This window comes from Micromonospora sp. HUAS YX12 (assembly GCF_040215685.1).
Lineage (GTDB): Bacteria > Actinomycetota > Actinomycetes > Mycobacteriales > Micromonosporaceae > Micromonospora > Micromonospora tulbaghiae.
In genome coordinates, this window is the sequence record NZ_CP157974.1 from 804,418 (window position 1) to 819,243 (window position 14,826).

General features: G+C 73.7%; 14 protein-coding genes. 5 read left to right on the forward strand and 9 right to left on the reverse strand.

Translation table 11 applies throughout. The features are described from left to right. The first annotated feature begins 49 nt into the window (after nucleotides 1-49). On the forward strand, nucleotides 50-733 hold the full coding sequence (locus tag ABIH81_RS03930; RefSeq protein WP_349879061.1) for a permease prefix domain 1-containing protein: 684 nt from the start codon (nucleotides 50-52) through the stop codon (nucleotides 731-733). A gap of 71 nt (nucleotides 734-804) precedes the next feature. Here the strand turns inward: ABIH81_RS03930 and ABIH81_RS03935 are convergent, their stop codons facing one another. Beyond that, nucleotides 805-1,146, reverse strand: a complete 342-nt coding sequence (locus ABIH81_RS03935) for a helix-turn-helix transcriptional regulator (protein ID WP_013473973.1) — start codon at nucleotides 1,144-1,146, stop codon at nucleotides 805-807. Between the two features lie 145 nt (nucleotides 1,147-1,291). On the opposite strand from ABIH81_RS03935, the gene ABIH81_RS03940 reads away from it, so the two are divergent. From ABIH81_RS03940 to ABIH81_RS03950, 3 genes are all read left to right on the forward strand, one after another. After that, complete coding sequence (locus ABIH81_RS03940; RefSeq protein ID WP_349879062.1) at nucleotides 1,292-2,230, forward strand: DNA primase; 939 nt, start codon at nucleotides 1,292-1,294, stop codon at nucleotides 2,228-2,230. A gap of 40 nt (nucleotides 2,231-2,270) precedes the next feature. Then, the gene (locus ABIH81_RS03945) at nucleotides 2,271-4,676 is read left to right on the forward strand and encodes a transposase (RefSeq protein ID WP_349879063.1); all 2,406 of its coding nucleotides are present in this window, start codon (nucleotides 2,271-2,273) and stop codon (nucleotides 4,674-4,676) included. Between the two features lie 121 nt (nucleotides 4,677-4,797). Further along, complete coding sequence (locus ABIH81_RS03950) at nucleotides 4,798-6,018, forward strand: ABC transporter substrate-binding protein (protein ID WP_349879064.1); 1,221 nt, start codon at nucleotides 4,798-4,800, stop codon at nucleotides 6,016-6,018. 124 nt (nucleotides 6,019-6,142) lie between these two features. On the opposite strand, the gene ABIH81_RS03955 is transcribed toward ABIH81_RS03950, so the two are convergent. From ABIH81_RS03955 to ABIH81_RS03970, 4 genes are all read right to left on the reverse strand, one after another. After that, nucleotides 6,143-6,736 (reverse strand): ATP/GTP-binding protein, encoded by a 594-nt coding sequence (locus ABIH81_RS03955; RefSeq protein ID WP_030501201.1) that lies wholly within the window; start codon nucleotides 6,734-6,736, stop codon nucleotides 6,143-6,145. A gap of 1 nt (nucleotide 6,737) precedes the next feature. Then, nucleotides 6,738-7,112, reverse strand: coding sequence for a DUF742 domain-containing protein (locus tag ABIH81_RS03960; protein ID WP_349881000.1), 375 nt, complete (start codon nucleotides 7,110-7,112; stop codon nucleotides 6,738-6,740). 100 nt (nucleotides 7,113-7,212) lie between these two features. Next, on the reverse strand, nucleotides 7,213-7,617 hold the full coding sequence (locus tag ABIH81_RS03965; protein WP_013283992.1) for a roadblock/LC7 domain-containing protein: 405 nt from the start codon (nucleotides 7,615-7,617) through the stop codon (nucleotides 7,213-7,215). After that, complete coding sequence (locus tag ABIH81_RS03970) at nucleotides 7,614-11,294, reverse strand: nitrate- and nitrite sensing domain-containing protein (protein WP_349879065.1); 3,681 nt, start codon at nucleotides 11,292-11,294, stop codon at nucleotides 7,614-7,616. The genes ABIH81_RS03965 and ABIH81_RS03970 overlap by 4 nt, the downstream gene beginning before the upstream one ends. A 379-nt stretch (nucleotides 11,295-11,673) precedes the next feature. Here ABIH81_RS03970 and ABIH81_RS03975 point away from each other — a divergent pair, with 379 nt between their 5' ends. Next, on the forward strand, nucleotides 11,674-12,093 hold the full coding sequence (locus ABIH81_RS03975; protein WP_349879066.1) for a hypothetical protein: 420 nt from the start codon (nucleotides 11,674-11,676) through the stop codon (nucleotides 12,091-12,093). On the opposite strand, the gene ABIH81_RS03980 is transcribed toward ABIH81_RS03975, so the two are convergent. From ABIH81_RS03980 to ABIH81_RS03995, 4 genes are read right to left on the reverse strand one after another with little or no spacing between them, the layout of a single operon-like run. After that, complete coding sequence (locus tag ABIH81_RS03980; RefSeq protein ID WP_128139094.1) at nucleotides 12,094-13,170, reverse strand: adenosine deaminase; 1,077 nt, start codon at nucleotides 13,168-13,170, stop codon at nucleotides 12,094-12,096. Nucleotides 13,171-13,220: 50 nt separating this feature from the next. Continuing rightward, nucleotides 13,221-13,634: a PPOX class F420-dependent oxidoreductase gene (locus tag ABIH81_RS03985; RefSeq protein WP_349879067.1), complete on the reverse strand. Its 414-nt coding sequence runs from the start codon at nucleotides 13,632-13,634 to the stop codon at nucleotides 13,221-13,223. Continuing rightward, nucleotides 13,631-14,200 carry an NAD(P)H-dependent oxidoreductase gene (locus tag ABIH81_RS03990; RefSeq protein ID WP_349879068.1) on the reverse strand — a complete coding sequence of 190 codons (570 nt, stop codon included), beginning with the start codon at nucleotides 14,198-14,200 and terminating at the stop codon, nucleotides 13,631-13,633. The genes ABIH81_RS03985 and ABIH81_RS03990 overlap by 4 nt, the downstream gene beginning before the upstream one ends. Then, complete coding sequence (locus ABIH81_RS03995) at nucleotides 14,188-14,808, reverse strand: hypothetical protein (protein ID WP_349879069.1); 621 nt, start codon at nucleotides 14,806-14,808, stop codon at nucleotides 14,188-14,190. Before ABIH81_RS03995 ends, ABIH81_RS03990 begins: the two co-directional genes overlap by 13 nt. Nucleotides 14,809-14,826 lie beyond the last annotated feature (18 nt).

Sequence of the window (14,826 nt, forward strand, 5' to 3'; positions counted from 1 at the left end):
GGGGTTTTCCCTGACGCGGGTGTCGCCCGTCGGTGGCAGGCTTACCCGCATGCGGGTGCATGAGGAGGCAGTGGTCGACCGCCGGCTGCACGAACTGTCCACGCGGTTGCACGGGCCGGACCGGCTCAAGGCCGACCTGCTGACCGAGGCGCGGCACGCGCTGGAGGACGCCGTCGAGGCGTACCGGGAAGGGGGCCTGCCGCGGGCGGAGGCGCAGCGGCGGGCGGTCGCCGAGTTCGGCAGCGACGCCCAGCTCGTGCCGGGTTTCCAGGCCGAGCTGGCCGTCGGCGCGCTGCGCGGGCTGGCGCTGCGCACGCTCGTGGTGGCGGTGGTGCTCATCGCCGCCGGCGACCTGACCTGGCAGGGGTCGAGCTGGAGCGGCGGTCCGCCGCCGCCACAGAGCTACCTGCTGCTCTCCGCCGCGCTGAACGGCATCTGGGGCGTGGTCGCCGCGCTGGCGCTGGCTGCGCTGCTGGTCGGCCCGCTCGTCGCCCGGTGGGGGTCACCGCGGCTCGTCCGCCCGGCGCGGCTGGTCGGTTTCGGTCTGACCGGCAGCCTGCTGCTCGGCGCGGTCGCCGGGGGCGCGCTGTTCGGCTGGTCGATCGGGCTGTGGGACGCCGCGCTCACCTGGCCTCCCCTGATCATCGGGATGGTGGTGGTCTCGGCGGCCTGGTTCGCCCTGGCCCGGGCGGCCCGCTGCTGGGTGCTCGCCGACCGCCGGCTGGCCGGCTGAGCGACTCGGCCCGCCCACTGGCCGGCCCTCGGGCGGCTCGGTGCGGGCCCCGGGCTGCCGGCCGGGCCCGGTCAGGCCGGTGCGGTGGGTGGCTCGTCCGCGCCGAGGAACCGCCCGACGGTGGCGCTGAACTCGCGCCAGCCGGCCCGCTCCCCGGCGAGCGCCCGGCCGCCGGCATCGGTCAGCTCGTAGGTGCGGCGCTCCCGGCCGTTCACAGTGCTCCAGGTGCTCGCCACCAGCCCGGCCCGCTCCAGCCGGCGCAGCGCCGGATAGATGGTGCCGGTGGGCAGATCCAGCGTGCCGCCGCTGCGGGCACGCAACGCCTCGATGATCGCGTAGCCGTGCAGAGCGCCCCGTTCCAGCACGGCGAGCAGCAGCGCGTCCAGGTGTCCGTGCAGCGCCTGCGCCTTCATGCGTAGCAACGCTACTTGTCGCGCCGCCACGACGCCAAGGGGTGCGACTCCCGGTCGGAACCGTCGCCCACTAGGGTATGTGCGCAGAGTCACTCGACGGCGCGACGCCGCCGGGTGGGCAACCCGAACGCACACGGAGGTCAGCGTGGCCCGCCAGTCGCCCCAACGGCCCGACGCCGACGAGCCCCAGCTCGACGACACCGACGCCGCCGCCGCGGCCGACGAGGTCGAGGAGGACCGCCCGCCGGCCGACCGCGCGCTCTGGGACGAGGTGCGGATCGACCCGGTGGAGATCGCTCTGCCCTCCGGCACCGGATTCACGCTGCGGGCGTACCGGCCGGCGCGCGAGCTGACCCCGACCGACGTCGCCGAGCGCGACCAGGACGACCCGTTCCTGGCCCGTCGCCAGGTCGTCGAGACCGAGGAGGACGAGGAGGTGGTGATCCTCGACGAGGAGTTCGCCGCCCTCTCCGCCGAGGAGGACGACGAGGACGAGGAGAAGGACGCCAAGGCCCGCCGCAAGGACAAGGCCGACGCCTCGGACGACGACAAGGCCGACGAGGCCGAGGACGAGGACGACGAGGACGAGGCGGGCGACGAGGAGGTGCCGGTCTTCCTCACCCACAAGGGCCGGCTCCTGCTGTTCAAGACCCCGGAGTCATTGGTCACTTTCATCCGTTCCGGTGCGCCCAACGACCTGTCCCAGCTGGACAGCTGGAATGAACTGTCCGAACGGCTGGAGCCGGCCGACATCGCCCCGCTGGACGAGGACACGTACGAGCTCGACCTGGTGGTGGAGAACCTGCGCGGCGGCCACGACGCGTGGGACCACGAGCTGCTCATCGAAGCCGGTGAGATCGCCCGTGACCTGGCCTACGCCCTGCGGCTGCCCGCCGTGCTCGACATGCTCTCCGCCGGTTCCAGCCTGGACGACCTGGACGAGGCGCTGCGCGCTTCCGTCAACGGTGGCGTCGGTGGTTTCCTGGGTCGTCGCCGGTTGAAGAAAATCGGGGCACAAACCGCAAGTTTGGGTTGGCGCACCATTGTCGGCAAGATCTCTGCGGTTGTGGACTGGCGCGACTGACCCGGAGCGGGGAGCATCAGTCTCTGGCAGTGCAAGACCTGTGTCCCGGGAGGAGGACGACGCCGTGGCGCTCGTGCGCGTGTACTGCGGTCTGGCCTCGGCAGATCCGGCCGACCGAACGGCTTCGGCCGGAACGACGCTGACGTCCGCTGTGGTCGACGACGCAGGCCGTCTGCTGTACGTCTGCGAGATCGGTGACGATCCCGCCGGTTACGCCCGGCTGGTCGCGCTGCTGGTGGAACGGTCCGGCGGTCCGAGCGGCGCGGCCATCGCCGCGGACAGCGACGACCACATCGTCACCTCGCTGCTGAGCGCCGCCGGCCGGCCGCTGGCGATCGCGGACGACGACTCGGTCGACGACTTCGCCGAGCGCTTCGCCGACGACGACTCCCTGGAGGAGATGCAGTCCCCGCCCGCCGAGCGCCGGGCGGTCGGGCTGGCCCGCGCGCTCCAGGCCGGCGCGCTCTCCGCGGTGACCCTCCCGGCGCCGCGTGAACTCGCCGGATACACGCAGGTTCTGGCCGCGCACGCGGCGCTGGCGAGCGGCCGGCACTCGGCGGCGGTGACGCTGCGCGAGGTGCTCCGCGAGCTCTACCCGGCCGCGCTGCGGGCCTACCCGGATCCTGCCGACCGGGTCGCCCTGGCGGTCCTCGACGCGCTGCCCGAGCCGGGGATGCTCACCGGCCCCGCGGGCCGCGGTGGCCGGGACGGCGCGCTGACCGCCGACGCGGTCGTCGCGCACCTGGCCGGCGAGGGCGTGGCCGACGCCGACGCCGTCTCCGACGCGGTGACCGCGCTGCGCGTCGCCATCTCCGAGACGCCCCGGCGGGCCACCGTCAACCGCACGCTCACCGCGGCCGTCGCCGAGACCGTGCGCCAGGCCGTCGCCTCGGTCCGGACCTGCGACGCCGGCTGCGACGCGCTCGTCGGCGCGCTCGCCGAACGCACCGCTCCCGCCCCCGCGACCGGCCGACGGGCCGCCGCCCGAAGGGGCGAACATGTCGACGAGCTGGCCCCGACGTCGGCGGCCGACCTGCGTCCGGTGCGCTCGATCCAGCCGGAGCCGATCGCCGAGCCCCACCGTGGTCGTCCCGAGCCGGCCGGCGCACCCGAGCCGGCCGGTCGTCGCGGCCGACCCGAGCCGGTCCCCGGTGGGCGGCGCAGCCGTCCGGAGCCGGTGTCCGGTCCGGCCGCCACGACGACGCCCCGGCCGCTCGGCCCGCCACCGGTCGCACCCGCGCCGGTCACGCCGCCGCCGATCGCCCCGGCCCCGGTCACGCCCGTCGCTCCGGCGGCCGCACTGGGCCGGCCGTCCTCGGCTCCCCCGGCGCGGCCCGAGCCGACCGGCGCGCCGCTGCCGTCGCGGGTGGACGGCCCCACCAACCGGCCGATCTCCGCGCCGCCCCCGCCGCCACCCGGGATCACACCGATCGCCCCGTCCCCGCGCGGCGCCGTGCCGCCCGCCGAGGCCGGCGAGCCGTTCCGCCCGACGCTCACCACCGCGGCGATCAACAAGGCGCGGGCCGAGCGCCAGCGCACCGTCATCCCGCCCCGGCCCAAGACGAACCAGAACCCGGAACCGCCGACCGGTGGGTTCAGCGCCACCGACCTGAGCATCCCGGTGCAGGCCCCGCGTCCGCCCGCGCCGGAGGCGCCGCCGGGCTCCCGGGCGAACTGGCCGCTGGTGAACAACGAGGACGACACCGCGCGGGAGCGGGAGGGCACCACCTACTCGTACGGGCGGGGCGTGGACGCGCCGAGCGACCCCGGCCGGGTCACGCCGCCGTGGCTCGCCGACGACCTGCCGCAGGAGCCGCCGATGCTGCGGCTGGTGGAGCCGCCGCCGCTGGCGGACCGGGCGCTGCGCGACGAGATGAGCCGGCCGTCCGACCCCGGCCTGGACGCGCCGCCGTTGCGTCTGGTCGACCAGGGCGACCCGGGTCGCGTCCCGCTTCCCGCCGCGGCCGAGCGGCGTCCGGCCCCGAAGGAGCACCGGCCGCCGCCGGTCTCCGACGAGGGTGACGGCGACCTGCTGATCTTCGCGCAGGCCAAGTCCGCCTGGTTCGTCGGGCACGGCGACGAGGCCGACCTGGACTGGTCGACCACCGCCGACACCGGCTGGCAGGCGGCCGAGCAGGCGGCCCGCCCGTCCGTCGGCTCGGAGACCAAGGCCGGGCTGCCGAAGCGCGTGCCGCAGGCCAACCTGGTGCCGGGCTCCCCGCTGCGCGAGGAGCGTCCGCTGCGGATCGTGCGGAACGCGGCGAGCCTCGCCGAGAACACCACCGGATACTTCCGGGGCTGGCGGCGCGGCCAGGAGATCGGCGGCTTCGCCGTGGGCGGCCGTCCGGGCCGTGAGGCGGCCGGCGGCTGGGACTTCACCCGCGACACCGGTGACCGCGACGACGACCGGGAGTACGAGTACCGCTCGGCGGGCTACCGCTCCTGACCGGGCCCGCCGGGGTGTTCCATCCCACACCGGGACGATTTGACGCTGAGCTGGACCGGCCGGGAACATACCCGGCGGACCAGCGGCGGCGCCTGTTCGCCGGGGTGGGAAGGCGATTCCATTGGCGACACCGGCGTTCGACTCCACTGTGCTCACCCGGCGGGGCGTCCTCGCCGCCGCTGCCGGGAGCCTGCTGCTCGCCGGTTGCGCGCCGCAGGGCCAGCGGCCGGACGACGGCCCGTCCAGCAGCGCGCCGAGCGACCAGGATCTGATCGTCGGCGCGAGTCTGGAGCTGACCGGCGCCGGGGCGCTGCTCGGCGTCGCCCAGCGGCAGGCCCTGCAACTCACCGCCGACTCGCTGAACCGCACCGGCGTACCGGTCGGGAACCTGGTCCGGTCGGTCCGGCTCCAGGTCCTGGACAACGGCAGCAATCCCGAGGTCGCCGCCCGCCACGCCGCCGACCTTACCCGGGCCGGCGCGCAGGCGCTCATCGGCGGCGTGCTCGGCGAGACCTCGATGGCCCTCGCGGTGGCCGCCCAGCGGGTCAAGACGCCCTTCCTGTCGCTCGGCTACGGTGACCGCATCGTGCTGCCGCTGGACGAGCGCACGTTCACCTACAAGCTGACCCCGGACGCCGTCGACATGGCGCGCCGCCTGGCGGAGCTGTTCGAGTCCAAGCGGATCCGGCGGGTGTCGGTGCTCGCCGCCGACGGCGTGCACGGCGACTCGGGTGTGCGGGCGATGCGGGAGGCGCTCGCCGACAGCAGCACCGACCTGGCCCGCACGGTACGCCTGCCGGCGACCGGCCGCCGCTTCCGTGCCGCCGCCGAGCGCGTCGCCGGCAGCCAGCGGGACGGCGTGGTGGTCTGGGGTACCGCGCCCGACTCCGGTGTCGCGGCACGGGAGCTGCGCGCCGCCGGTCACCGCGGCCCGATCTTCTTCGACGCCGGCGCGGTCGCCGACGACACCGTCCAGGGGGCGAACGCCGCCGCCGTGGAGGGCGCGTACGCGGTGCACCCGGCCTGCCTGGACGTCTCAGCGGCCACCGCCACCACGACGGCGCAGCTGGCCCGCCGGGACTTCGCCAACCGCTACACGCAGCGGCACGGCGTCAGCCCGGACTTCGCCCCGTACGCCTCGGACGCGCTCCAGCTCCTCGCCACGTCGGCGCGGATGGCGACGAGCCTCGACCGGGGCCGGCTGCGGGCCCTCCTCCAGGCGCAGACGGTCGAGGGCATCGCCGGCGGGTACGCGTTCCGCGCCGACCGGCACGGCGGCATGGAGCCCGACTCGCTCGGCGTGTACCGGGTGTTCCGGGGCACCTGGACCCGGTACGCCTGACCGCGAGCGTCGCCCGGCGATCGTCCCGCGTGGAGGGTCACCGGGCGATCGCGTACCGTGTCCGCCCTCAGACGGCAGGAAGCGCCCGGTGGCCCTGAGGCCGCCGGGCGCTTCCGCGCGTCGGTCAGGCGGGCGCGACGGCCCGCGAGCGCCGCATGGTGAGCACATACTCGACCAGCGAGATCAGCACGTGCTTCGTGGACTCCCGGTTCCGGGCGTCACACGGCACCACCGGCACGTCGCGGGAGATCGCCAGCGCGTCCCGGACGTCCTGCGGATCGTGGTACTGCATGCCGTCGAAGCAGTTGATGGCCACCAGGTACGGCAGCCGCCGGTGCTCGAAGAAGTCGATGGCGGCGAAGCAGTCGGCGAGCCGCCGGGTGTCGACGAGCACCACCGCGCCGATCGCACCCCGGACCAACTCGTCCCACATGAACCAGAACCGCGTCTGACCCGGCGTACCGAACAGGTACAGGATCAGATCCCGGTCGATCGAGATACGACCGAAGTCCATCGCCACCGTGGTCGTCGTCTTGCCCGGCACCTGCCGGGTGTCGTCGACGCCGACACCGGCGGAGGTCATGATCGCCTCGGTGGTCAGCGGCGTGATCTCGGAGACCGAGCCGACCAGCGTCGTCTTGCCGACGCCGAACCCACCGGCGATAACGATCTTCGCCGACGTCACTCGGCCGCTCGGGGCCGGCGGCCGGTGCGACATGTCAGAGCCTGCGAAGTCCACTCAGCACCCTCTCCAGCAGTTCAGTGCCCACCGCGTCGTCGGAGTCGTCCAAAATGGTCGGCTCGTGGACCGCGACCAGGCCGTCCGTCGCCATGTCGGCGATGAGCACCCGGGCCACGCCGAGCGGAAGCTGCATCCGCGCCGCGATCTCGGCGAGCGACTGCACACGTCCGTCACACAGCGCGGCGATGTACTGGTGTTCACGACCGCCACCATTGCCAGTGGCAACTGCTCGGCCGCGCACCGTCGTCTCGACGAGTGCCTCCAGGGCGATGTCGAGCCGGGGACGGGTACGACCGCGGGTAACGGCGTACGGTCGGACCAACGCGCCGGTCGGCTCGTCACGATCCGCCATTTCGCCGCTCACCTCCCTCGCACCCGGCACCGGCTCGTCCCGGTGACATCCGTCGCTGTCGTAGTTGTTCCCGCACCTGACCCACCGGCCAGCGCGTCATTCAGCCCATCATTCCCACAGCCGTACGCGGCTGCGGCGTCAGGGCGTCGCCCACCCGGTCCACGAGCAGGGCCATCTCGTACCCGACCTGACCGACGTCGCAGCTCCGCGCCGCCAGCACCGCGAACGACGAGCCGTCCGAGATGGACATCAGGAACAGGAAGCCGTTGTCCATCTCGACGACTGTCTGCAACACCGCCCCGCCCTCGAAGCAGCGGGCCGCGCCCTGGGTGAGGCTGACCAGACCGGACGCGATCGCGGCGAGCTGGTCGGCGCGGTCCCGCGGAAGGTCACGGGACGAGGCGAGAAGCAGGCCGTCGGCCGAGACCGCGACCGCGTGCGCCACACCGGGCACCCGGTCGGCGAAGTTGGCGAGCAGCCATCCGAGATCCTGCGTAGTAGTCATCCTTGTTGCTCCTTCTGCCCGCTCCCGGCCACCGGGCCTGAGTCAGACTGCGAGGACTGCTGCCCGCCCGGAGTGCCCTCCGGGCCGGTCGTGTTGCTGTCGGTGTTACGCCCGCGCTGCACGCCCCGATGGTAGGCCGAGAGCAGGCCCCGGACCCCCTCCGGTGTGCGCCGCTGCACCGACGCAGAAGGCTTGTCGATGCTGCCCGGCACGAGCTGCGCCATCGGCGTCCGCTTCGGCAGGCCCTTCTGGGTGGTCTCCTCGACCGGCACCTCGGTGGCCGCCGAGGCGGCACGCCAGCCGTCGTCGGCCGCGGTCTGCCACGGGGAGGAGGGCTGCGGCGGCGCGGCCGGCTGCCGGGTGGGCAACCCGCCGGTGTACGCGGGACGGGCGTTCCCGTTCGCCGCGCCGTTGTCACGCGGTGCTCCGCCGGCCGTCGGAGTGTGTGCCATCGGTGTGTTACCTGTCGTTGCGGGTGTCGTCTGCGGCACGGGCCGGCCGGCCGTGTCCACCTTGGCGAACTGCTGGGTGGCGGCGGCGCCACCGTTGGTCGTCGCGGCCGGTGCCGCCGACTCCTCGTTCGGCCCGGGGCGGCGAGTACGGAACCACGCCGACTCCAGCTCCCGGAAGATCGGCAGCTCCATCGTCTCGTCCGCGTACCGCTGGCGGTTGCCCGGCTGCTGCGGCGTGGCCGGCCGCGACACCGGTGCCGCCGGGGTGGCGGGCCGGGCCTCGGACGGCCGGTTCGCGGCCGGAGCGGCGGACGGCTGGCCGGCCGGAGCGGCGGACGGCTGGCCGGCCGTCGGCTGCGGGGTGGCCGGCATCTCCGTGCGCGGCACCCGGGGCAGCTCGGTGGTCATGTCCATGCCGCTCGCCGGCCGTTCCGGCGCCGCCGGAGCGGGCGTCGGCGCGACCGGGGGCCAGACCGGCGGGGCGCTGACACCCGGCGCGGACATCGGGCGCGCCTGCGGCTGGTTGGCCGGCGGCGCGGAGGCCGGGTGACCGGCGGCGGGCTGTCCGGAGACCGGCGCGGCCGACACGGGGTGCCCGGAGACCGGCACGGCCGAGACCGGGCGGTACGGCAGCGGGTCGCCGGAGACCGGCGCCGCGGAGACCGGACGGCCCGAGAACGGGTCACCGGAGACCGGGGCGGCCGAGACCGGGCGGTACGGCAGCGGGTTGCCGGAGACCGGTGCGCCGGAGACCGGGGGCAGCGGCGGCGCGGACACCGGCGGGACCGGCGGCGCGGAGACCGGCGGCGGGCTGTAGGGCCGCGCCTCCGGGCTGCTCGGCAGCTGGCGCGGGATCGCCGGCTGCTGGCCGCTGGTGCCCGGGTCACCCTCGTCCGGGTTGCGCCGCTGCGGCAGCGACTCGAATCCCTGGCCGTTCGAGGTCCGGGAGCCGAAACCGCCGTCCCCACCGGACGGGTTGGCGCCGGTCAGGTCGGACCAGGCCGGCATCGCCCGGCCGCCACCGGCGTTCGCCGGGGTGCCCGAGCCGTTGCGCGGCGCCGGGTCGAAGGCGCGTCCACCGAGCGTGACCTGGTTGCCCGAGGAGCCCGGGTGCGGCGCCGGCGGCAGGCTCGGCGGGTTGTTGTTGCCGAAGGCGGCCAGGGCGCCGAAGGCGGGCGCCGGTCCGCCCTGCTGTGAGGCGGCGGGAGGCAGGGCCGGCGCACCCTGGGCACGGCCGGCCAGGGCGCGCGGCACCAGGACCGAGGTGGGCAGCGTCACGTCGGCGACGGTGCCCCGGTCGGCGCCCGGTCGCAGCTCGACCCGGACACCGTGCCGGGCGGCCAGCCGCGCGACCACGACCAGGCCCATCATCCGGGAGACCGCGACGTCCACCTGCGGCGGCGTGGCCAGCCGCTCGTTGAGGTCGCGGAGCTGCTCCGGGCTGATGCCGATGCCGCGGTCCTCCACGTAGAGGGAGGCGCGGTCACCGACCCGCCGGGCCTCCACCATGACCTGGGAGTCCGGCGGGGAGAAGGCGGTGGCGTTGTCGAACAGCTCGGCGACCAGGTGCACCAGGTCGTTGACCGCGTGGGCGGCGACCTCGATGTCCCGGTCGATCACGCCGAACTCGATCCGGGTGTAGTGCTCGACCTCGGACTGGGCGGCGCGGAGCACGTCGATCAGGGCGGCGGGCTCGCGCTGCACACGGGTGGAGTCCGCGCCGGCGAGGACCAGCAGGTTCTCGTCGTTGCGGCGCATCCGGGTGGCCAGGTGGTCGAGCTGGAACAGCTCGGCCAGGCGGTCCGGGTCCTCCTCGCCGCGCTCCAGCCGGTCGAGGTGGCCGATCAGCCGGTCGACCAGGATCTGCGAGCGGCGGGCCAGGTTGACGAACATGGTCGCGACCGACGCCCGTAGGGCGGCCTGCTCGGCGGCGGTCCGGACGGCCTCCAGGTGGACGGCGTTGAACGCCTCGGTCACCTGGCCGAACTCGTCCTTGCTGCGCACCGGCAGCGGCTCGGCGATCTGGTTGGCCAGTTGCACCGGGGAGAGCTGGCCGGTCACCTGCGGGTCGCGCAGGCGGGCGACCGCCTGTGGCAGCCCGTACTGGGCCACCGCCAGGGCGCCCTGGCGCAGGTCGCGCAGCGAGCGGGCCATCGAACGGGCCACCAGGTACGCGAACAGGATGGCCAGCAGCAGCATGGTGAGCAGCAGGCCGGTCTCCAGGAACACCTGGCGCTGGGTGTCCGAGCGCAGCGCGTCGGCCTGCCGGACCACGTTGCCGTCGAGCCGGGACTCCACGGTCCGGATCAGCTTGGCGTTGGCGACCATGGTCTGGTCCCACTGGTCCGCCCCGAACGGAGCGTTCTCCATCGAGCCGTTGTTGTTGCCCGAGACGAAACTGGTGAAGCGGTCGGCCTTGCGCAGGTCGGGCCCGGAGACGGTCTGCTCGTAGAACAGCTTGTCGGGCTCGGTGGCGACGGACTGGAAGGTCGCCAGCGACTGCGACTGGCCGGTGCCGCTGGCGATGAACTGCTCGCGCAGCGCGGCGGTGTACTGGTTCTGGGTGAGCGCCTGGTGGACGACGACCCGGCGCTGGGTCAGGTATTCCTTCTGCCGGGCCACGGCGGCCGCCGCGCGCATCCGGTCGCTCAGGTCGTTGTTGCCGGCGAGCTGGGTGGCCGAGTCGCGGATCGCCAGCAGGTCCTCGATCAGCTGCCGGTACGCCTGGTCGGCGTCATTGATCTTGAGCTTGCCGTTCATCACCTGGCTGCGGGTCGCCGGAAGATCCTTGAGCTGGGTGTCGATCGTGTCCAGCAGCCCGACGAAGTTGCGGGGCAGGTCGTCGATCTCGCCACGCTGCCGCAGGTAGGGCGACTTCGCCTGATCCACCCGCTGGTTGGCGCGGTTGTAACCCTCCTGGTACTGCGCCCGGGTCTGGAACTCCTTCGCGCCGAGGAAGAGCACGGCGCCGACCCGCTCGTCCTGCACGGTGTCGACCAGGTCACCCGAGTAGCCGATCAGATTGGCCAGATCCCCCGCCCGGTTGGCATTGTTGAGCGTCTCCAGGTGGTCGACCAGACCACTGGTGCCCACCACGACCGTGGCGATGGTCGGCACGATCATGATCAGACCGAGCTTGGACCAGATCGGCATGTCGCGCAGCCGACTCATCGGCTGGCGCAGCCGCGACAGGAAGGAGCCCGCCGTCGTTGGCCGTTTGCTCACGTCACCGCCCTCGCATTACCGCGCCCCGCGCCACCCTGAGGGCAACGCCGAGCGACCGACCCGGCGGGTCGGACCTCCGAGATTCCATCACGCCGCTCCGCAAAGAGAAAGACCAGGTTGTCCCTCACCGGAGGTGTGATGAGATGTTGATGCAATTTGATAGCAATCCGTCTGCCCGGAGTCACTGAAGGTAATGGAACATCCGCATCGCGTCGTCCTGCTCGCCGGCCCCTCCGGGTCGGGAAAGTCATACATAGCCCAGCGAACCGGACTTCCGGTGCTCTGCCTGGACGACTTCTACAAGGACGGCGATGACCCTACGTGTCCGCGTCGGAACGGACAGGTGGATTGGGAGTCCTCCTTGTCCTGGGATGCGGACATGGCGGTGCAAACAATCGCCCGACTGGCTCGTGAGGGCAAGGCCGAAGTGCCGGTTTATGCGATCGGCGAAGACCGTCGGGTAGCCACCCGGCCATTCGATGTCGACGGATCGCCAATCTTCGTCGCCGAGGGGATCTTCGCGGCCGAGATCGTGGCCGAGTGCCGGCGACTCGGGCTGCTCGCCGGGGCGTACGCGCTGCGCCGCCCGCGCGGGGCGACGTTCCTGCGCCGCCTCGCCCGGGATCTCGCCGAGCAGCGCAAGGCGCCCCGGGTGCTGCTCCGGCGCGGGGTCGCGCTGCTGCGCGCCGAGCCGGCCGTGCTGCGCCGGCAGACCGGGCTGGGCGCCGAGGCGGCCCGGGCCGGGCAGGTGCTGCGCGGGGTGGCCGCCCTGCTCTCCGGCCACCCCCGCCAGTCCTGATCAGCCGATCAGCTCGGCGTACGCCGGCTTGATCACCTCGTCGATGATCCGCAGCCGCTCGTCGAACGGGATGAACGCGCTCTTCATCGCGTTGATGGTGAACCACTGGAGTTCCTTCCAGCCGTAGCCGAAGGCCTCCACCAGCAGCGCCATCTCCCGCGACATCGAGGTGCCGCTCATCAGCCGGTTGTCGGTGTTCACCGTCACCCGGAACCGCAGGTCGCGCAGCAGACCGATCGGGTGGTCGGCGATCGAGGCCGCCGCACCGGTCTGCACGTTCGACGACGGGCACAGCTCCAGCGGGATGCGCTTGTCCCGCACGTACGCGGCCAGCCGGCCCAGCACCGGCGGGTTGCCCGGTGTGATGTCGTCGACGATGCGTACGCCGTGGCCGAGCCGGTCGGCGCCGCACCACTGGATCGCCTGCCAGATGGACGGCAGGCCGAACGCCTCACCGGCGTGGATGGTGAAGTGGAAGTTCTCCCGCTGGAGGTACTCGAACGCGTCCAGGTGCCGGGTGGGCGGGAAGCCCGCCTCGGCGCCGGCGATGTCGAAGCCGACCACCCCGGTGTCGCGGTGCCGTACGGCCAGCTCGGCGATCTCCTGCGAGCGGGCCGCGTGCCGCATCGCGGTCAGCAGCGTGCCGATCCGGATCGGGGTGCCCGCCTCGGCGGCCAGCGCGCTGCCCTCCCGGAACCCGGTGACCACCGCGTCGACCACCTCGTCCAGGGTCAGGTTCTGTTCCAGGTGCTGCTCCGGCGCGAACCGGACCTCGGCGTAGACCACACCGTCGGCGGCCAGGTCCAGCGCGCACTCGCGGGCGACCCGGCGCAACGCGGTGGCGGTCTGCATGACCGCCACCGTGTGCGCGAACGTCTCCAGGTAGCGCTCCAGCGAGCCGGAGTTCGCCGCCTCGGTGAACCAGACGCCGAGCGCCGCCGGGTCGGTGGTGGGCAGTTCGTGGCCGACCTCGGCGGCCAGCTCGACGATCGTCGCGGGCCGCAGGCCGCCGTCGAGGTGATCGTGCAGCAGCGCCTTCGGGACCTTGACGATGTCCTCGTACGAGATTGCGACCATGCTCAGACCCTAGTCACCCCCGGTGCGGGCGCGGCGGTGGACCGGGCCGGTCAGGGCCGCCAGCCGTACACCCGCTCCACCGCGAGCCGCAGGACCACCCGCCCGTCGGCCACCATGGCGGCCCGGTAGTCGGCCCAGTCCGGGTGTTCGCCGCGGATCCGCCGGTAGACCTCGACCAGCTCGCCGACCGTCGCGTCGTCGGTGGCGGCGGCCGGCGGGGTGAGCGTCACGGTGCCCTCGGCGACCGCGTACGCCCCGCCGTCGGCGGTGGTCACGTGGAAGCCGGCCCGGGGGTCGCGGCGCAGGTTGCGCACCTTGGCCCGGTCGCCGGTGGTGGAGCAGCGGATCAGGCCCGGTTCGGCCAGGTAGTCGAGGTTGGACAGCTGGGGACGGCCGTCCCGGCGCAGCGTGACGAGCACCCCGCGCCCGCGCTCGCCGAACAGCTCCCAGAGCCGGACGCTCATGCGTTGACCCGCAGCGGCGCGAGCGCGGCGGCCAGCCGGGCGAGCTGGTCCAGCATCTGCGCGGCGGCCTCCTCACGACCGGGGTCGGGTCGCAGCTCGCCCGACTCGTCCAGCGCCTGCCGCAGGAAGACGACCACCTGGTCGTTGACCGGGGTCATGTTCAGCGTGGTCACCACCTGCTTGATCATCTGCACCGCGCGCAGGCCGCCGGAGGTCATGCCGTAGCTGACGAAGCCCACCGGCTTGTGCTGCCACTCGTGGTAGAGGTAGTCGATCGCGTTCTTCAGCGGCGCGCTGAAGCCGTAGTTGTACTCCGGCATCACCAGGACGAAGGCGTCCGCGGCGTCGATCTCGGCGCTCCAGGCGCGGGTGTGCTCGTGCAGGTAGACCCGCTCGGACGGGTGGTGCGGCTCGTCGTGGAAGGGCAACCCGATCTCGGCCAGGTCGACCAGGCGTACCTCGTCGAAGCCGGCGTGGCGGATGGCGGCCGCGGTGAACCAGTCACCGATGCGACGGCCGACCCGGCCGGGGCGGGTGCTGGCGACGACGACGTTCAGGCGGGGCATGGTGAGGTCACTCCTGTCGGGGCGGCGGCCGGGGCGGTGAGCCGGGGAACGAACCAGGCGACGATCGGCCCGATGCCGATCGCGTAGAGCAGGGTGCCGGGGCCGACGACGCCGCCGAGCAGCCACCCGGCCGCCAGCACCGTCACCTCGATCCCGGTGCGGGCCGGGCCGAGCGGCAGGCCGCGGGCGGCCAGGCCGGTCATCAACCCGTCCCGCGGACCCGGGCCGAGCCGGGCGCCGAGGTAGAGCGCGGTGGCGAGGCCGTTGAGCAGGACGCCCGCGACCAGCAGGCCGATCCGGCCGGCGAGCGGGTCGACCGGTGGCAGCAGGGCCAGCGTCGCGTCGAGGGCCAGGCCGACGAGCGCGACGTTCGCGACGGTGCCGACGCCCGGGCGCTGCCGCAGCGGGATCCACAGCAGCAGCACCAGCAGCGCCACGCCGTTGACCAGCAGGCCCATCGGCAGGCCGGTGCGGTCGGCGAGGCCCTGGTGCAGCACGTCCCAGGACGCGAGCCCGAGATCGGCGCGGACCATCAGCGCGACGCTGACGCCGAACAGGGCCAGGCCGGCGAACAGCCGCACCAGCCGGGACGGCAGTTTGGTTGACATGTCATCAACCTAGGCCGC